This window comes from Rhodococcus sp. 06-462-5, from assembly GCF_002258315.1.
In the GTDB taxonomy this organism is placed as follows: domain Bacteria; phylum Actinomycetota; class Actinomycetes; order Mycobacteriales; family Mycobacteriaceae; genus Rhodococcoides.
Genome location: NZ_NOYD01000048.1, coordinates 39,517 through 56,991, shown reverse-complemented (window position 1 = coordinate 56,991; position 17,475 = coordinate 39,517). Strand labels below are relative to the sequence as shown.

The window sequence follows — 17,475 nt, the reverse complement described above, 5'->3', positions numbered from 1 at the left end:
CATCTGTTTTGAGGTTCTACTGCCCGCGTCGCCGGTCACGCTCGTCCAAGCAGTTAGGCCGGCATCGCTCGACTGCGTTGGGCGGAATCCTGCGCGGAAGCATCGTTAGCTGGTAGAACCGACTCGTGGCCCTTGTTCTAGATGCATCCCGCAATGAGCGGTTTCAGTGACCTCACCCCTCGCCGGGTTCACGCTCCCGCACCTCTCTGAGTTCGATCCGCCGGTAGCCGGTGAGGGAAGCCTCGACCCGATGGGCGTCGGCACCATCTCGGAACAGCTCTCGAACCAACTCGTCCCCGATCTGCGAGCCAGAATGGCGCGGTTCCGCTTACTCACCGCCATCGCTGTGGGCGGCGTCATCTGCGACAGCGTTGACGCCGAGAGCTCGAAAGATGGCGTAACCACACCTCAAATCGCCTTCGAGTGGATCATTTTGGAGGCGTTCGCGCGGTCGTCGAACACGTCGTTGCGAGGTGTTCCAGGCCTACTGAAGGCTCGGGCGGTCATCGGTCGCCGGGACAGGCTGTCCGCGAACTCTTACCTGAAAGGGCCCGCGGTCTTCGGATTTCACGGTGTCTACAAGCCCTTGGCGATTGCGCTAGGAATAGTGACGCCAAACTTCGGTGCGGGCGAACGGCAGGGTGAACTCGTGCGCGCCTGGGAGCAGGAGTCCAGCTTGACCGGGTTCATCGACGGCACACCGGGCACTGACGGTGGACAGCTACGAGACGACCTGCGGCTCGCACTTCGTCGAACTTTGGACAAGGGACGCTGCGATGTGGCCCCTACCGGCCGTGCAGTGCACAAACTTGCCCAAAACTTAGACCCCGACGGTGCCGGAAAACTTGAGCGTCAAGTACTCAGAACAGCTTTCGAGGGCGGCCCCGAGTTGCGGTCAGAGCTTGCCCTGCTCCTGATCCCCACCTTGGACGTTGGGAATCTCTCTGAAAGCGACGTAGTCGCCGACCTCATCGGTAGTGCATCTCCCCGCCTTCGGGAGGTACTCGACGCAGTTGTCGCCTATGAAGCGTTCGCCCGCACCTTGGATGCGTGCTTCCGAACCCTGTGCTACCTCTCGAATGCGATCCAGCCGACACCTTTAAAATTCGATTCGCTCTCCAGTGATCAGACTTTCGTCGACGCCGCCAACACCCTCCCTGCGATGCATCGACGAGCTGTTCGAGCCCTCGCGCCGCTGGAACCAACCTTCAAATTCGACGTACGATTCGCGGACTTCGCCGAGACTCACACGCCTGCGGCACTCGCCGAAGTCGTCCGGAGTCATCACGAAACAATTCAAAAATCCAAACCGCCGCTCGGGAAGCGCTCGTGGTTCGAGCCGTATCAGGACGGTTGGCTCGTGCGCCCCGGATACGGGGTGACCGTGCGCCCCACGATCGACGGGCCATTCATTCATCCCATCCGGGTCAACGCCCTCCGCCGATTCTTGAGAGACAGTGGTCTGTGAGCACGTCGAAGTTACTCGATCACTGGTCAGCGCCCGCCGGTAGCGGTTCCGCAGTTGCGTGTCTGGCAACGACCTATACGTTCGAGCCAGAGTTCTTCACCAATGACTGTCTCAGCAGATTCCTCGCTCTATCTGCCGTCACAGGTGAGGGCGATAAGATCAGCACTATTGCGGCCACGCTGGAAGAAGAGCTTCGTCTCAGTGAAACAACGGCTGTTTCGGTGCTTGTCGATCGCGGAACCCGAACAGATCACCGCAATCTGAGGTGGGACCTCATCCCGGTGGCGGTCAGCACTGGACTGCTTCACTCCAAAGTTGCTGTCCTGCTGTGGGAGAGGCACGCCCGTATCGTCGTCGGGTCGGCCAATCTGACACCGGCGGGCTACCGCCACAAGATCGAAACCGCAGTGGCATTCGATATCAGCGAAGGATGTCAGGTGCCACAGGCCGTCTTGCTGGGAATCGTGGAGGAGTTGCGCAGCTACCTCAGATTGCTACCTGCGGCGGCCGAATCGGCCATACGCCGTGCCCTCGACACTTTGGACCGGGTGACAGCACGCATCGACGAGCACGCCCCCACCACATCGAACGGTCCCGCGGTCCACTTTGCGGTGGCTCCGTCCGCCCCCGGCCGATCTCCGCTCGCCGTATATCAATCCGTCTGGCGGACGACCAGGAAGCCACTACGAGCGTCGATCCTGTCACCCTTCTGGGATGCTGCCACCAGTGATACGGCGGTATCCGCTGTCCGCGCATTGCTGACGGGGCAGCCAAGTTCCAGTCGCAAAGTCACTGCGGTAGTCGGCAAAGATCGAGCTGGAGCATTCATGGCACCGGAAGAGCTCGCTTCCCAAGTGGATCGGGTGCGCGAACTCGAACCGTTCGACAAAGAACCTCGTGCATTGCACGCTAAGACTTTACTGCTCGAGAACGACGAGTGGGTTGCTGGACTCATCGGGTCGTCCAACGCAACGGCGGCGGGTTGGGGATTGAAGCCCGCTCACGGCCACCGCGAGTTGAATGTGTGGATCGGCGCTCCACGAAAATCGCCCACCGGTCGCGCACTCCAAGATTTGGTCAAAAGCAGGCTGTCCGTTGATCTCACAGCCGTAGAAACAGTCATCGACGATGAAGACGAGATCGAACTTCCGTCCGTGCCACTCTTTTTCTCCTGGTGCGCGTTGGAACTCACAGCCACAACAGCGCGAATCCTGCTGTGGTTCGAGGTTGCTCGTGGTGAGCCAGACGCCTGGACGATTACCGTACCTGCTGGCAGTCACACTTTCGACCATCAAAACTGGCGGTCCCTTGCACAGCCACCCCACGTCGCCCTCGACATCGATAGGTCGTCCGTGCCGTCGTTCGTCGAAGTGACGTGGATCGACAAGAAGGGTCATCGTTCGGCGCAATGGGTCAGCAACGTCGACGACACAAGCATGCTGCCCATCCCAGCCGATCTCGCGGATCTGCCGGCTGATCTACTTCTCGATGCACTCGGCAGTACTCGGCCGATACCCGTGGAAGTGGAACGCCGCCTACGTCAGGAGGAGGCACGCCGAATCATGGGTGTGGACAGCAGCGATGCGCTCAAGAGACACGACGCGACCGGCTTGCTGCTGCAGAGGACACGAGCGCGATCGGCAGCGCTCTGGGCAATGCGTGAGCGTCTGAGCCGTCGGGTCACCTCGATAGAAGTGCTGCGCAGCAGGCTTTTCGGTGTCATTGGCCCGGTCGAAATCAGCAGACTTCTTACTGTGGATCAACTGTCCACCTCGTCCGAAAAGCGAGTTGGCACGCCACCGGGATCGGTCAGCGAAACCCACTTCCTGCTCGCCGAGATCGCACTCACTCTGGGATCTGTCGACTGGCGCACTGCTTTCGGGGCCGTCGATTATGAGGATGCCAGCGCGGTGGTGACCGAAGCACTGACCGAAATCAGCTCGCTTCAGGAAACTTTGGCAGTCGAAAGTGTCGAAAGTGACATGCTCCTCTACGTTGCCGATGCGTTCGAGGAGGCCCGGAAGTCATGTGGAATCTAAGTTCTGACATCGATCTCGCCAACGACAACCTTCCTCTTGTGGACTCCACTCGTCAGCAGAAGACTGCCAAGGAAATCCTTCGCCGGTTCGCCGATCAGCCGGGGTTGGTGCTTGCCGATGAAGTAGGCATGGGCAAAACTTTTGTGGCGCTCGCGGTTGCCGCCTCGGTGGTGCGCGAGACAGGTCATGAGCGGCCTGTGGTGGTCATGGTTCCGTCGTCGGTGGCCGACAAATGGCCGCGGGAGTGGAATGTCTTCGCACAAAAATGCGTGGGCGATGCCTCGGACATCCGAGTGTCGGGAGCGATTCGGCACGGAATCGAGTTCCTCAAACTTCTCGACGACCCTCCGGAACGCCGCAAGCACATCATCTTCCTGACACACGGAGCGCTGACCCGGACCACCAGCGACCCGTTCGTACGGTTGGCTTTGCTCGCCCGCGCCGTGCGTCGACGCAAGGAACTAGAGAATCGTCGACCCGCCACCGCAAAGAATGCTTACTTTCTTCTCGGTGACAGGCGCTTCAGGGACACTGAGCTTGTCGAACGTCTACTGAAGGCCCCCGAACGCCGGTGGCTGGAACTGTGGAACAAGCATTCGGACTCGATGCCGCTCGACGACGATCCAGTTCCTGCGGCTTTCGTCGATGCAATCGACACCAGCATTCTGCAACCACTTCGAGAAGCGTTGACGCTGCTGCCGATCAATCAATCTGCGCGATTCGAGGAGCGTTTGTCGGCGGCTCGACGCGAGTTGACCACCGCCATGCGTGGAGCCTGGGCCCAGGGATTGCGTCGGCTCGATGTCACCCTGCCCCTGCTCGTTCTCGACGAAGCGCATCACGTCAAGAACGACAACAAGATGTCAGGGCTGTTCGCAAACGAAGATGCGGCCAGTGATGCCGACGCGCTCCGCGGCCCGCTTGGCGGCATGTTCGAGCGAATGCTGTTCATGACTGCGACGCCGTTCCAGCTCGGGCATCACGAACTGTTGAGTGTTCTGGGCCGTTTCAACGGGGTCCGCTGGGCGAAGCCAGACGATCGTGCAGCTTTCGACGACTCCATCGGCAACCTGGGCAAGTCATTGGACACTGCCCGGGCGGCAGCGCTGCGTTTCGAGCGAAGGTGGTCCGCCATAGACCCGGCTGCGGACGCCGAGCTCGGTTCTCTGTCCAACTTCTCGGCGGCTGATCATGCGACGCTGACCAGCGCCGGTCGTGCGGCAATCGCGTCAGGTATCGAAGCGCAGCAGGCGAATACGATAGCTGGAATTGCCCTGCGGCCGTGGGTGATCCGTCACCTCAAACCGAATGACCTGGAGCGTCGACGTTATCGCGCAGGCGCCGCCATTCTGGACTCGTCGGCAGGAGAAGGCGGACTACCCATCGAGGGCACCGCCATGCTGCCCTTCCTACTGGCCGGCCGCGCAGATGCAGTCGCTCGCCTATCCGGCGACTCCACCGGATCGACGCGCTCCTTGTTCTCCTACGGGATCGCGTCGTCGTTCGAGGCATACCGACGAACACGTTCCGACGGGAGCGCAAGCCTCGACGACGTCGAGGACAGCGACCATCCCCAGCCGGCTGCCCCCGCAGCAGGACCCGTCCAGTGGTACCTGGACCGTATCGAGCAGCAGCTCCCTGATGAACCCTCAGCTCTCGCATTGCATCCGAAAATCGCTGCCACGGTCGAGCGAACTCTTCGGCTGTGGGACAACGGACACAAAGTGCTCATTTTCTGCTTCTACCGCGAAACCGGCCGCGCACTGCGACTACACATCGCACGTGCTCTGCAACAACGAACCACAGAGCGGGCGGCTACGGCGCTCGAGTTGCCTGACACTGATCCGGAAGCGGTGAGTGCAGCGCTCGCCCGCCTCAGCAACCGACTGCTGAGGAGCGACGCCGCCGGTTACACGCGCATACGGGACGCTGCACTCAGCTGGTCTGGTGCATTGGATGGCGAATCCGCCAACGGCCTAGCGGACGTGGTGGTGCGGTTCCTTCGTACCGATTCTTTCCTGGTGCGATTTACTCCCCTGTCCCCCGCAATGACTGTCGAGGACGTTCTACGAGGTGTCGAGACTGCACCAGCCGGTGGCATCTCGCTACGTCGACAAATCGAATCATTCGCTGGCTTCCTGTCCAAGCGGACACCGGAAGACCGCGAGCGGATACTAGGGATCCTGCAGAGCACCAGGACCGGCGACATCACAGTCGACGACACCGCTACCGACGATATCGACCCCGCTGAGCACTCCCCTCTACACACCACCGTCGCTCCCAACGTCAGGCTGGCCAACGGTGAAGTCGGCCAGGAGACTCGGCAACGGTTGATGGCGAGCTTCAACTCCCCGTTCTTTCCGGATGTCTTGGTCGCGAGCTCGGTGATGTCCGAGGGCGTCGACCTGCACACCGCGTGTCGACATGTCATCCACCACGATCTGGATTGGAACCCTGCCACATTGGAACAGAGGACCGGGCGTCTCGATCGTCTCGGTTCAGCGGCGCTACTTTCTGGCGAGCCCGTCATCGTGTACGAGCCGTATCTTGGTGGAACGCACGATGAACGGATGTACAAGGTCGTCAAAGATCGCGACCGGTGGTTCGGCGTCGTCATGGGTGATACTCGGACCAGCGGCGACGCCGAATCCGACGTACGAGCCAACCGTGTGCCGCTGCCCGAAGGACTGGCGGACGAGCTGACGATGGACCTATCAGTCCAATGATGTTCCCTCCTCCCGAACCGATTCGGCTTCGCCCCGGCCAGCAGGTTTCCGTCGCGTTCGGACGGCCGTGGAAAGACGCCGTCATCTCGTTGATGGAACCCGGTTGTGGTTACGCACCATGGCAGTACGACGACGACCGCCAAAAAGGCGATGTATTGATCTCTGTGCTAGACACGCAACCTCAAGTGTTCGGATGCATCGAGATCATCGGTCCAAAAACCGACGACAGTCCGTTCTCAATCGACCAGAAATGGATCTTGAGGCGGCTTCCGATGGTCCCCGACTGGCTATCCCTGCCTGACGTCCACAAGCCTCTCGGTTTTGAACAGGCACAGAACCTACTGAGCATCCTCGACAGCGAGCGGCAGACCTATTCGCAAGGCTTCGGGATCGAGCCTCCGACCACCGCAGAGGCAGCGCGGGTGATACTCGACAGCGGTGGCCGATGTACCCACTGCGACAAGCAAATCAACCTGAATCGACCCGATGCGCGTGGACGAATTCACACTCACCTCGCCGAAGCCAATTCATTTGTCGGCGATCACTATTCGGATTGGCCAGCGGCACTCTGCACTCCCTGTTACGGAAAGATGAGTACAGGGGGTTTCATCAACTACCTCGACTTCCGGTTTGCGGGGAATCCGCAGTGCCCGCGATGCCGGGCCCGCCGAACCGCCGAGTACATACGCAGCTACTACATCGAGGATTTGCCCGCCGATCCTTCGCCCTGGAAGTTCTACAACGAAGAACACCGCGGACCGGACGACTACGGGCGATGGTTGTGCCATCGATGCCATTTCGTATTCAGCGACGTCGTGCAATGACGAATACCGGAAAATACCCTACAGATGACTGTCCCGAGTCCTACAGCTACTGTGCAGCGTTCGAACACGGCGAGGCAGTCACCGTCGTCCGGTCGCTAGACCCCGACTACCCTGCCGACGGTGAGCGCTTCGACAAACCGTCGCGCACTTGGGTGCCGGACATCGAGCGAAGGCTCGATCACATCAACTCCGACGACTGGGTGTTCCTCACCGTCGAGGAAGCGGACGCGGTCACCGAGCGAAAGGCTTTCGGTCTTCAGGGAATCCCCATCGGCGACCCGGGCTTCACCGCATGCATCGACATCGACGCTCCCATAGCCGAATTCAACGACGCCGCGCTGCAACTACTCCGGGAGATGACGGAGTGGTCCGAAGAACTGCACGCTCGTTCGACCACCACAGAGCAGGTGCAAGTCGTTGCCGAAATCGACCATGCCGGATGGTTCCACGCAGGATCGTTGGCAATGCGTATCGCCCGCGTCCTCGAACTACGCTGGCCCGTTCTCGGGGTACAAATCTGCCGGACGGATGTCTGGGACAACGCCGATCAGACAGTCCACTGGGTTGCCCCAAACTTCGCCGACATGTTGTCCGCACGTACCAACGAAGACTGCGTAGTTACACTCGAAGTACAGCACAATGCATTCGCGGAACTCGATTTCGACTCGAGCTTGGTCGCCAACGAGACCTCGTTTCCGACCGCGTCCTCGCTTGGTTTCCCACAACTGAATTTCGACTGCAGCGGCCAAACGTGCGTCGATGCAGCAGACGCCTTGACCAAAGCGGCACATATGGTCAGCGAACAGCATTCGATCGTTCGGATACGAGCAAGCCGAGCAGACTTCTACCGAATTTCGTTCCTCGGTGCAGGTGCCCTGCCTGCGACTGAACCAGCACCCATGTCCATCACTCCCAGCTGGCACTTCTCGCTCACCACCTACGACGAACGGTGCGTCGTCATCTCCGACCTTCAGTTCGACTTCTCAGGTTGGTCGGTGGAAATTGCGCAGGACGACGAACTACACATCGGGCAGGTTGTTCCCGATCGAGTGTGGCGAGATGGCGAAGAGAATCTCAACCTGTTCGGCCAGGGAGAGTTTCTTCATGGCTGGTTGGCGCTGGTCGAACCTGGTGCACGACTCGCAGCGTTCATCACCCCCACAGGAACACGCCTGGAGGTCGACTCGTGGACTCACATGACCGAGTGGCTGACGGAATCGCTTGCAGACAAGCCGGTCGCGCTGATCATCGACCTAGGACCCAGCGACTACATTCCCAGCGAATATGATCCCGATGATGTCGTGAACGCACAGCTCCAGGTCATGGCCGATGACGTATTCATGGTGCGTCGGTCTCGCACGGAGTTGGGTCACCTCCGATTGGCCGACTACTCCACGAACTTCGTCGAGCTCGACACCTGGTACTTGGTTGAACATTTCGACGATTGCACCGATGGATACCTCTTCACCCGGGACCGACGACTGGCAGCGGAAACCTGCGTGACGTGGTTCCGAGACAACCAGGGTGCCCACTCGACCGGTGAGCTGGGATGCAGCTACTGGTTCGCTGATGAATTGCTACCCAATGATGACTGACAATTGTCGTATTAGACAGCGACGTAGATCTTTTCCCGATGCCAGGTCAGATAGGACATTTCCGGAGCGACCGAGTCTGGGCCTAGGAAGATCCGCTCTCCCAGCGGCGGCTTGCCCAGTGCGTGCCGAAGTGCCGGGGTTGCTCTTACGTCGCTCTCAACTCCAGGCGCGTAGCTCACACTGAAATCCTGATTAACGGTGATCAGCCCGGTGTCGAACGCAACATCGTGCGTGGGGCACGCGGTGAGTCCATTCCGGAAGTCGAGCCGCTCATCATCCGAGCTATCACGCCACGGCTTGATATGACTCGCCACCATCATTCTCGGCCGACGTCGTCCCGCGATGGTGCCGCTGAGTCCACAGAACACGCAACAGTTTTGGTGATTCTCTAGGACCGATTGGGCGAACCTATGCTGGCCCACACGCACGGCAAACGTGAACATCTTCTGCGTCGTCAAAACTGCCGTTGTACTACCTTTTCGCTTGTGCTGCTCAAGCTTTCGTTCGAATTCACTCTCGACAACACTGACATCGAGTTCAGCCTGACCCTCCAGCTGTAAAGCGAAACCATCCTCGAGGTGAAGAAAATCTGGCAACTCGACCTGATCGATGCCGAGGGACCGAGCAACATCGAGTATGCGCAAGTAGAGACCCCTCAGCAGATCGAGATCTCGCAGCCGCTCGGCCACCTCGAGGTCATGCTTGCCACCGTGTGCTCGAGTCCCGTACAGATTCGCCATCTTTGCGATGATCGACGTGGGTGGACGTTTGAATACCCGGGCCAGATCCTGCACCGGGAACGGCGCGCGGGAGGCCGACGCGCTTCCGTATCTGCTGTAGTCCATTACCAGGGAGGCACAGAAGCACAGCACGACTTCGCACTGAACGAAGTTCTTCTGATTAGTACCCGCAGGGACATGTTCGCGAGCAAGAACCGACAGCCACTGATCTCTCAGCATGTCGTCGGTCGGGTCGATGAACGCCGCCACACCGGAGCTAATTGGATCTGTAGTCATTCGCCTTCCAACAGAATCGCAACGACACCGCAGAGGTGACGCACTTCGGCGACCGTGGGTGCCAGTTCATATGCATGGTGATGGCATGCGTTGCTCAATCTGTTCCATGCCATCGCAGCAGCGTCGGCATTCTCGGCTGTGTCGAGCGACCGCAGAATCACCAAACGCGATCGCATACTCGGTCGCTCGATATCTACACCCAACGCCACGCATCGCTGGATCACCAGCTCCTCCAACGCCTGACGAGCGAGGAACGCGGCCAGACGCGCGGAACCACCTGCAGCGCCGTGACTTCCGTCCAGCAGCAGTTCCGCGTTCCTCAACGCAACCGCTGGCGACGTTGCGGTGGTCATTCGGCGAGAATCCCGTCGACCATCTTCTTCAGATCGTTCACCACTTCCCATGTGATCGGCTGATCTGCACCTTTGTGAGTGCCGGCATTCGCGATATGGAGCGTCGGGAAGCGTTCGGTGCGGAAGCCCAGCCACTGCGATAGGTCTCGTTCGGAATCCTGGTGCACTGCCAGCGCAATCTTGTTACGAGTCTTGTGCACCGCCGACCACCGCTCCTCGGTCTTTAGCCGAGACTCCCCCGCCCTGTGTTGCTTTGCATAGAACACCTGTTGCGCGGCCGACTCCAGCGCCAACCGGAACAAGCCCGGCGCAACTCGCCGCTTGACGTCCTCGGGCACATTCTCGTCCAACACCAATGCCCGCACATCGTTGAAATACCGGGTCGCTTGATTCTGAGTCTCGGAAACACTGATGTTGGAACCTGGTTCGCGCATCACTTCGACTAGCCGCGCATCGACGGCGAGTTGCCTGATCGCAGTGGCCAATCGATCATCGTGCGAGAACACGATGACCTGCCTGGTCTTCGCGAGCGTCGACAGCACCTTGATGAAGCCGTCGATCTTCGCCGGATCCATCGCCTGGATCGGGTCGTCAAGCACGATGAATCTGAACGGACTGTTCGGCGTAGTCGCTCTCGGTATGAACAGTGCTAATGCCAATGCATGCAGCTCGCCCTGACTCATCACCGACAGTGCCTCGGAGTCCACGCCGTCGACCGTGCCAGTCATCACCACTCGCCTGCTGGTGTTGTGGCCCACCAAGTTGATAGCACCGATGTCGACATTGCTTTCCTGGCGCAACTCGGCCCAAATGTCGCGTGCCTGTTCAGCAATCGGAGCAAGCCGCTGATCCCTCAATTGCTTGGCATGCGAGGCAATCCACTTCTTGGCCGCGTCGACGTTCTTGACGGCCTCATCCGCCTGTCGCGCCGCGGATTCGAGAGTGGCCCACGCGGCCAGACGTCCAGCAATCGGTGCCCATGTGTCCTCACGCTGAGCGGCCGCTTCCTTTGCCTCGGTGCGCAGTGCCTCAGCAGACTCGATAACCGCGGGGATCGTCGTAGCCAAATGATCCGCTACACCGGAAGAAATCGACGGTTGCTCTCGCGCCAGGGCGACGGACTTTCGGTACTCGGATAATGAAGGTAGGTCGACGCCCTCCACTGCGGTGGCGTCGGCGATTCCGTTCCCCAGTTCGACTGCGGCGCGTTGCGCGTGATCACGTCGGCGGCGGCTGTTCTTGTAGGCGGCCAGCTTCTGGCTCTGCTCGGCAAGCTGCGCCCGCGAGTGCTCGGCCCACGCATCGTCGAGCGTCCCCGTCGCGCAGACCGGGCACTCGATAGTGCCCGTCTCACTGTGGAGTCGCAGTGCCGCATCGAGCAGATCGTTGCTCTGCTCGACCACCGACAGTGCCTCATCAGCGGATTCCGAAGTATCGGCCGCAGCTTCCCGAAGCTCCGCCACCACCTCATCGACACGCTGCTGAGTCGGGGCGCTCAGCGCTGCGAGCCGCTTCAAACCGATGAGCGCGGGCGATGCCGATGCGTCGGCTCCAGTGGCGAGCGCCAGTACCGCGTCGAGATCCGCAACCCGCTTCCTGACCAAGGCTGCAGCAGTTTTCGCACGATCGTCCGAGGCATCCGACAACGAGGTCTTGAGCTGGCGCAGGCTCTCCGCTGCTCGTTGCCGGGGCCCCTTGATCTCCTTGAGTACCGCTGCCAGTCGCTTCTCGGCATCGGTGATCTCGTCGAGTCCGAGGAGTTTGGCCAGGGCGTCGTGCAGGGTGGACGGCGTCGCGTCGAACAGTCCGCCGATTTCGTCGTAAGACAGGATCGGGCGGTGTAATTCGACGGCAGACTTCCACCCAAGTGCATCGGTACCGGTACTGCGCTTCTGCTTTCCCACCTGAGTCCAGGTGGAGCATCCCTTCAGGGCGGCATCGGAAGTCCAGTCGACACCGACAACCGTCGGTTCGGACCCTTCGATCGTGAGCCCCACCCGCACCTCACACGGATCTCCCCGATGCAGATTGCGCCAGGTGTCGGCCCACAGCTTGGCCTTGTTCTCCCAGCGGTAGCTCGAACCGGTGATCGCGAATTCGAGGGCCTCGGCAAAGCTCGACTTTCCCGATCCGTTGCGGCCACTGACGATCGTGATGCCCGGCGCGGGGTGTAGCTCCAGCGCTGCTTTGGGCCCGATACCGCGGAATCCCGCGACAGTGATCGAGGTCAAAAATGCACCGACCGGCTCTTCGAGGAGCTGACTCCCCGACGGCTCCGGAACGTGCGGGGTCGAGATGCCGTCGAGAAGCTCTTGTAGTGCTGTCGGCCCTTCGAGGGCTGCGAGAACGAAGTACTTGACCTCGTCGGACAGCTCGGCATCCGCGTCGATGGCATCGATCACCACGTCGACGAGTGGCCTGTCGACAGCATTGTCGGCAACGGTCACCGGCACTCCCCTGTTCGTTCTGATGGCTAATCAGACCCCACAGTTCCATATGGGACCGACAGTTCGCAGGGACATCCGAAACGCCGCCGACTGTGTCGGTACCCGATGCTTCGATGGCGGTATGTCACGACTCGACGAGGGGTTTCCGCCGCCTACGGCCCGTGTGCAGTGGTGTCAGCACCGCAGCTACGACCTGCATGTCCTCGAAGACGGTGTGGAGGTAGACCTGGATTGGTGGAACGGCCACCTCGTCAAGTTCGATCAAGCCGAATGTGCCGGAAGAACGACGATAGAACCATCTCGTCGACGCGCAATCTCAATGGCGACATCCGGCTGTACGCCGGGATGCTCGACCGAGTTCTGCAGTTCGCGTACTCGGCGTGAAGTCCTCAGGAGTGCATCCACGGCACTAGACTTGAACACCACGTCGCGTACACCATGCGATCGGTCGACTTCAAGACTCGACAACCCCTGCAGAAGCCGCGACAAACGATGCTGCAAAGCAATGACGCGTTGGTCGTGGAGCTTTAGCGCGCGAGTGAAACTCTCGAATAAGTTCGACGGATCCGATTGTGCGTGTTCGACAGCTTGAAGAACAGTCACCCGCTGCTTCAAATCGATCGAGAGCTTGGCCAGTTCAAGGTGAGTACGAAATTCTCCACCTTGCCCGCCGATTCCTTTGAATGCCTTCTCGAGCTCAGGAATTTCGACGCGGCCGTCCTTGAAGCCCGCGAAAGCCGATTCCCAAGCAGCGAGCCGTGTTTCAGCATTCGCAAGCCCAACATTGATGTGAAAGACCGCCGTCTCCAGACCGAGTGAGGCCCCGATTCGTCCTTCGTCGAGAAGAACCGCCGAGGCGGCGTCGATAATCGGGATGCACGCATTCAGCGCAGATCGTTCGCCCGTGAGTGCGTTGTCCTTCAACTCACCGAGCATCTCCGTGATCGTGTCAAGAGCCTGCTGGCGATTGCGCTCGGCGCGGGCGTTGAGCCCGACTGCTACCGCCATGAGCACCAACGGGGCCGCGACGGTAAGAGCGCTTGCACCGACGACAGCTGCGCCGGCCGTAGCGGCCGACCCGCCTACAGCACCAGCAGCAGCCGAACCTGCAACAGGAACAAACGTCGCCTGGGCTGCTATGCCGGACGAACCCACGAGAGCGCCGTAAACTCCGCCTGTCGCGGCTTTGGATGTCATGGATTTGACGACTCCGCTACCAAACTGGGCGGCCACCTTCGCCGGCACCACCATGCGATACAGCACCTCCCCACCTGTGTCCGTGACACCACTGCCACCTGACTTGGCAGTCTGGCTGATCAACTGGGAGAGGTGTGTCGCGAGCGGACTCATGCTCTCGAGATGCACACCGCCTGACAGGTCGGCGGACTTCGGCATCGGATGCGCTTCCAGTGTCGCGAGAGGCGCATCGACCAATGCGGCCAGCACTGTTCGCAACTCGTTCAGACGCGCCGTCGTCATCGAGTCCTCTGTTGTGACGAGCGGTGCCACGGCTTCTTTCGTCGCTAGTGTCCAGAACGGAATCTCTGACTTGCTTTCCAACATTGGTCGCCTTCCTCGCGTTGTTGCACACCATAACCGAACACACCGACCGGTCCGTCTGGATGTGCCGGACGCCGGCGGTCAGCTCGACGCTGTTCGTGCAATTCACGCGAGAATTAGTCGTCTAGTCCGGTCGGCTGTGTGGAGTCACCACCGAAGAACAGCTCTCGTGTCGGAAGCGCGTGCAATCCTTACCGCATGGCGAACGGACGGAACGCAGACCCCAATGTGGTGGCCGAAAAAATTGCTCGTATCAGAGACCCGCACGTCCGGCCGCTGAACTCACTAGCTGACGTCATCGCAGATTCCGTCGGTATCCCGCACGGCCACGTCCCCTACATCGATCCAGACCAGGGTGGTATTAACGCCCGAATGTTAGTGCTGCTCGACAACCCTTCCACCAAAGCTGAGAGCGGCACAGGATCGGGCCTGCTGAGCCTGGACAACAACGACCGAACGGCTCGCAATTGCCGAGAAGCATATGACCGCCAGGGTGTCTCACATGCCGACGTGGTCCACTGGAATGTAGTTCCCTTCCCCGTCGCAGGCATCAAGAATGGCGGTTCCACCCCTGCCGAGCGAACTCGATCCGTGCAATGGACTAAGGCTTTCCTCGACTTGTGCCCACGAATAGAGATCGTTCTCCTGCTCGGTACCGCAGCTCGTGACGGTTGGGCGCGTTCAGGAATCGACCGGGATCTCTATGTCGTACCGGGGAAGATTCCTCATTGTTCAGCGCGGGGGTTGAACACCGGCGGCGGACGTGAGCGCTTCGAGTCCGCGATCGCACAGGTCGCGGAGATGCTTCGATAGACAACAGCTGATCACGCCCGCGGATGCATCTACCGTTCGAACTGGCCTGTCGGCAACGGTCACCGGCACTTCCCTGTTCGTTCTGATCGCTAATCAGACCCCACAGTTCCATATGAGACCGACAGTTCGCAGGGACATCGAAAACGCCAACAACTGTGTCGGTACCCGATGCTTCGATGGCGATATGTCACGACTCGACGAGGGGTTCCCGCCGCCCACGGCCTGTGTGCAGTGGTGTCAGCACCGCAGCTACGACCTGCATGTCCTCGACGACGGTGTGGAGGTGGACCTGGATTGGTGGAACGGCCACCTCGACCGGGCAGGTCACAACCTTCGACTCCGCGGCCGCAACCTCGACGGAGAAATCGTGGAGTACGGCGGTGCCACCGTGCAGCGAAACGATCTACGAATTGGCACCGATCTGGCTGTAGGCGAACATGATTCGCTCGGTCTGTTGTTTCTGTGCGCAGCCTGGCAGGGAAGTCACCGGCATCGCAGAGCGATGCGGCGATTCCCGGACGTCCTGAACCCGCACCTCAGCCGTCCCGACGAGAACCCCGTCGCCAAGACTCTCTCTGTGCTCGACAGCTGCGTCCGCAACCGCGCAGTGCCCGACCATCCGAACTCGACCTGGTCCGGTTGGCCCGATGCACCCGGCATCGGAATGTCCCTCATGGCCACGTTCCTGTGGGCAGTGAAAGCCTCGGTCTACGGCGGTCCCGCGCAGCTGATCGACCAATACGGTGTCTCGACACTCATCCACGAAGGGTGGCTCGAAGATCCGTCGGTCACCGGATTTACTCGCCGCCGGTACGACCGGTACGTCGAACTCATCACCGCATGGGCCACCGACATCGGCACCAGCCCCGAGCTCGTCGAAATGTGGCTCGTGCAGCGCTGGAGCGCCCGACTCAACGAAGCACGTCACGGCCGCTACACCGCACAGACGCTGTTTTGAACGGTTCGATCCTGTGAAGGGGTTGCCGCGCCACACATCAGCTTCTATGGTTATCCGTAATTACGGAATACTGATGGGAGAACTCGATGCGACGCTCGACCTGGATCTCGACTACCTGTGCAGCCGTGCTGTTGGTGGGGGGATGCGCCACCGACACCGACACAGCTGCAACGACCACCGCCACCCCCAGTCCGGAGAACTGCGCTCCTGTCACGTCCACCGACCTCGCCACCGAAGACGGGTGGATCGGACTGATCGATCAGGCACCCGACACCGTGAGCCTCGTCATCGACGACGGCCGCGGCCGAACCGTCGAACATCGGTCCGACCAAGAGCAGGTACTCGCCTCCGCGATCAAGGTGGTGCATCTTGCCGCCTACGCGCAGGCAGTCGCGAGCGGCACCATCGACCCCAACGAGCAAGTTGCTCTCTCGGATTGGGAACGCTGGTACGTACCCGGTACCGACGCCAACGCTCATCCGAATGCCCTGACCCGGTTGGGCATTGCGAACGCCGGCACCAACGCAACCGACCCCAATGCCACGGTCCGCATCGACGACATGGTCTCGGCCATGATCCAGGAGAGCGACAACTCGGTTCCCGACTACCTCCGCTACCGACTCGGCGATCAAGCACTCGTCGACGCCGCAGCCGCAGGAGGTTGGGAGAACTTCGAGGCACCGAGCATGGTGGCCGACATGCTCTCGGTCTTCGATCCCGAACTCGCCGATGCAGATACCTGGGAGACCGCTCAGAAGTGGGCATTCGACCCTCAGTTCCGGGCCCAGGCCGAGGCTTCCGTGCAAGTGCCGACCTACGAGGACCAGGTATCCAGGGTCGAGAGCAGTTTCCGCGGCGGTTCGGCCGAAAAACTGAACGCAATGTATCGCGCCTTCACGGACGGGACCTATGGCGCGGCATCCGACACCATTCTGCGTCAACTGGAATGGCAACCCGCCGGCGACAGCGTCCGCGGTATCGGCTTCAAAGGGGGCAGCCTCCCCGGTGTGCTGACCCAGGGATTCGAGTTGCGCCGCAACGACGGAACGGTCGCGACGGCGGTGTGGCTCACCGACGGTCTTTCCGCAGACAGATTCGATCAGGCCATGACCCAATTCGGCGTGCAGCAGCAACTCATCGTGGAGGCGATGCTCTCGCCCGAGGTTCTCGACCGGATAGCCTGCGTGGTGTGAGCACAGAGTTCGAGTCGAGACTGGCAGAGCTGGAGGCCCGCGTCGCCGAGCTGGAACGACGCGACGCTCCCCAGCAGCTCGATGCCGCCCCGTCGACCGGCGGCATGGTCGCCTACCAAGGCGACGTGCATCTGCACGGAACGGTCCGCTGGGACATCGGCTACTCCCCCGACGCCATCGTGGAGTTACCAGTTCCGTCGGCATCAGAAGTCCTTGCTGCCCTGGGACATCCAGTGCGGCTGCAGATCGTGCGAACGCTGCTGCGAGGCCCTGCGAACGCGGCAGATCTCCTCGCAGCAGTGGGACTCGGCTCGTCCGGCCAGATCTATCACCATCTCAAGACGCTGAGTTCGGCGAACATCGTCGAGCAGCACGGCCGCGGAGATTATCGAATCGCTGCTAAAAAGGTTGTGCCGCTGCTTGTCTCGATGCTCGCTGCCGCGGATATCGCGGGTGATCTGGGTACCTGACCCCGTCTCACGA

The 17,475-nt window shown here is 60.7% G+C and carries 13 protein-coding genes; 9 read left to right on the top strand and 4 right to left on the bottom strand.

The window, feature by feature from the left end:
• The first annotated feature begins 250 nt into the window (after positions 1-250).
• The 5 genes from CH251_RS21550 (at position 251) to CH251_RS28305 (ending at position 8,652) form a co-directional block, all read left to right on the top strand.
• Positions 251-1,468 (top strand): hypothetical protein, encoded by a 1,218-nt coding sequence (locus tag CH251_RS21550; RefSeq protein ID WP_094614993.1) that lies wholly within the window; start codon positions 251-253, stop codon positions 1,466-1,468.
• The gene (locus CH251_RS21545) at positions 1,465-3,507 is read left to right on the top strand and encodes a hypothetical protein (RefSeq protein ID WP_143537878.1); all 2,043 of its coding nucleotides are present in this window, start codon (positions 1,465-1,467) and stop codon (positions 3,505-3,507) included. Before CH251_RS21550 ends, CH251_RS21545 begins: the two co-directional genes overlap by 4 nt.
• Positions 3,495-6,233 carry a DEAD/DEAH box helicase gene (locus CH251_RS21540; RefSeq protein ID WP_094614991.1) on the top strand — a complete coding sequence of 913 codons (2,739 nt, stop codon included), beginning with the start codon at positions 3,495-3,497 and terminating at the stop codon, positions 6,231-6,233. Before CH251_RS21545 ends, CH251_RS21540 begins: the two co-directional genes overlap by 13 nt.
• Positions 6,230-7,057, top strand: a complete 828-nt coding sequence (locus tag CH251_RS21535; RefSeq protein ID WP_094614990.1) for a hypothetical protein — start codon at positions 6,230-6,232, stop codon at positions 7,055-7,057. Before CH251_RS21540 ends, CH251_RS21535 begins: the two co-directional genes overlap by 4 nt.
• 1,196 nt (positions 7,058-8,253) lie before the next feature.
• Positions 8,254-8,652 (top strand): hypothetical protein, encoded by a 399-nt coding sequence (locus tag CH251_RS28305; RefSeq protein ID WP_094615043.1) that lies wholly within the window; start codon positions 8,254-8,256, stop codon positions 8,650-8,652.
• Between the two features lie 11 nt (positions 8,653-8,663).
• On the opposite strand, the gene CH251_RS21525 is transcribed toward CH251_RS28305, so the two are convergent.
• The 4 genes from CH251_RS21525 to CH251_RS21510 all read right to left on the bottom strand — a co-directional run bounded on the left by CH251_RS21525 (position 8,664) and on the right by CH251_RS21510 (position 14,031).
• Entirely contained in the window at positions 8,664-9,668 is a 1,005-nt protein-coding gene (locus tag CH251_RS21525; RefSeq protein ID WP_094614989.1) for an HNH endonuclease, read from the bottom strand.
• A complete protein-coding gene (locus CH251_RS21520; RefSeq protein ID WP_094614988.1) occupies positions 9,665-10,021 on the bottom strand; it encodes a hypothetical protein in 357 nt (118 codons plus the stop codon). Before CH251_RS21520 ends, CH251_RS21525 begins: the two co-directional genes overlap by 4 nt.
• Complete coding sequence (locus CH251_RS21515; RefSeq protein ID WP_256979221.1) at positions 10,018-12,468, bottom strand: AAA family ATPase; 2,451 nt, start codon at positions 12,466-12,468, stop codon at positions 10,018-10,020. The genes CH251_RS21520 and CH251_RS21515 overlap by 4 nt, the downstream gene beginning before the upstream one ends.
• Before the next feature lie 261 nt (positions 12,469-12,729).
• Entirely contained in the window at positions 12,730-14,031 is a 1,302-nt protein-coding gene (locus CH251_RS21510) for a hypothetical protein (protein WP_094614986.1), read from the bottom strand.
• 195 nt (positions 14,032-14,226) lie between these two features.
• On the opposite strand from CH251_RS21510, the gene CH251_RS21505 reads away from it, so the two are divergent.
• The 4 genes from CH251_RS21505 to CH251_RS21490 all read left to right on the top strand — a co-directional run bounded on the left by CH251_RS21505 (position 14,227) and on the right by CH251_RS21490 (position 17,462).
• Positions 14,227-14,841, top strand: a complete 615-nt coding sequence (locus CH251_RS21505) for a uracil-DNA glycosylase (protein ID WP_094614985.1) — start codon at positions 14,227-14,229, stop codon at positions 14,839-14,841.
• A gap of 184 nt (positions 14,842-15,025) precedes the next feature.
• Complete coding sequence (locus CH251_RS21500) at positions 15,026-15,799, top strand: hypothetical protein (protein ID WP_094614984.1); 774 nt, start codon at positions 15,026-15,028, stop codon at positions 15,797-15,799.
• An 86-nt stretch (positions 15,800-15,885) separates the two neighbouring features.
• A complete protein-coding gene (locus tag CH251_RS21495) occupies positions 15,886-16,992 on the top strand; it encodes a serine hydrolase (RefSeq protein ID WP_094614983.1) in 1,107 nt (368 codons plus the stop codon).
• Positions 16,989-17,462 (top strand): helix-turn-helix transcriptional regulator, encoded by a 474-nt coding sequence (locus tag CH251_RS21490; RefSeq protein ID WP_094614982.1) that lies wholly within the window; start codon positions 16,989-16,991, stop codon positions 17,460-17,462. The genes CH251_RS21495 and CH251_RS21490 overlap by 4 nt, the downstream gene beginning before the upstream one ends.
• Positions 17,463-17,475 lie beyond the last annotated feature (13 nt).

Excerpts from the sequence above, each read along its gene's own strand:
- CH251_RS21500 (WP_094614984.1), top strand. The coding sequence starts at position 15,026 with ATGTCACGACTCGACGAGGGGTTCCCGCCGCCCACGGCCTGTGTGCAG.
- CH251_RS21495 (WP_094614983.1), top strand. The coding sequence starts at position 15,886 with ATGCGACGCTCGACCTGGATCTCGACTACCTGTGCAGCCGTGCTGTTG.
- CH251_RS21540 (WP_094614991.1), top strand. The coding sequence starts at position 3,495 with ATGTGGAATCTAAGTTCTGACATCGATCTCGCCAACGACAACCTTCCT.
- CH251_RS21535 (WP_094614990.1), top strand. The coding sequence starts at position 6,230 with ATGATGTTCCCTCCTCCCGAACCGATTCGGCTTCGCCCCGGCCAGCAG.
- CH251_RS21520 (WP_094614988.1), bottom strand. The coding sequence starts at position 10,021 with ATGACCACCGCAACGTCGCCAGCGGTTGCGTTGAGGAACGCGGAACTG.
- CH251_RS21510 (WP_094614986.1), bottom strand. The coding sequence starts at position 14,031 with ATGTTGGAAAGCAAGTCAGAGATTCCGTTCTGGACACTAGCGACGAAA.
- CH251_RS21525 (WP_094614989.1), bottom strand. The coding sequence starts at position 9,668 with ATGACTACAGATCCAATTAGCTCCGGTGTGGCGGCGTTCATCGACCCG.
- CH251_RS28305 (WP_094615043.1), top strand. The coding sequence starts at position 8,254 with ATGACCGAGTGGCTGACGGAATCGCTTGCAGACAAGCCGGTCGCGCTG.
- CH251_RS21550 (WP_094614993.1), top strand. The coding sequence starts at position 251 with ATGGGCGTCGGCACCATCTCGGAACAGCTCTCGAACCAACTCGTCCCC.
- CH251_RS21505 (WP_094614985.1), top strand. The coding sequence starts at position 14,227 with ATGGCGAACGGACGGAACGCAGACCCCAATGTGGTGGCCGAAAAAATT.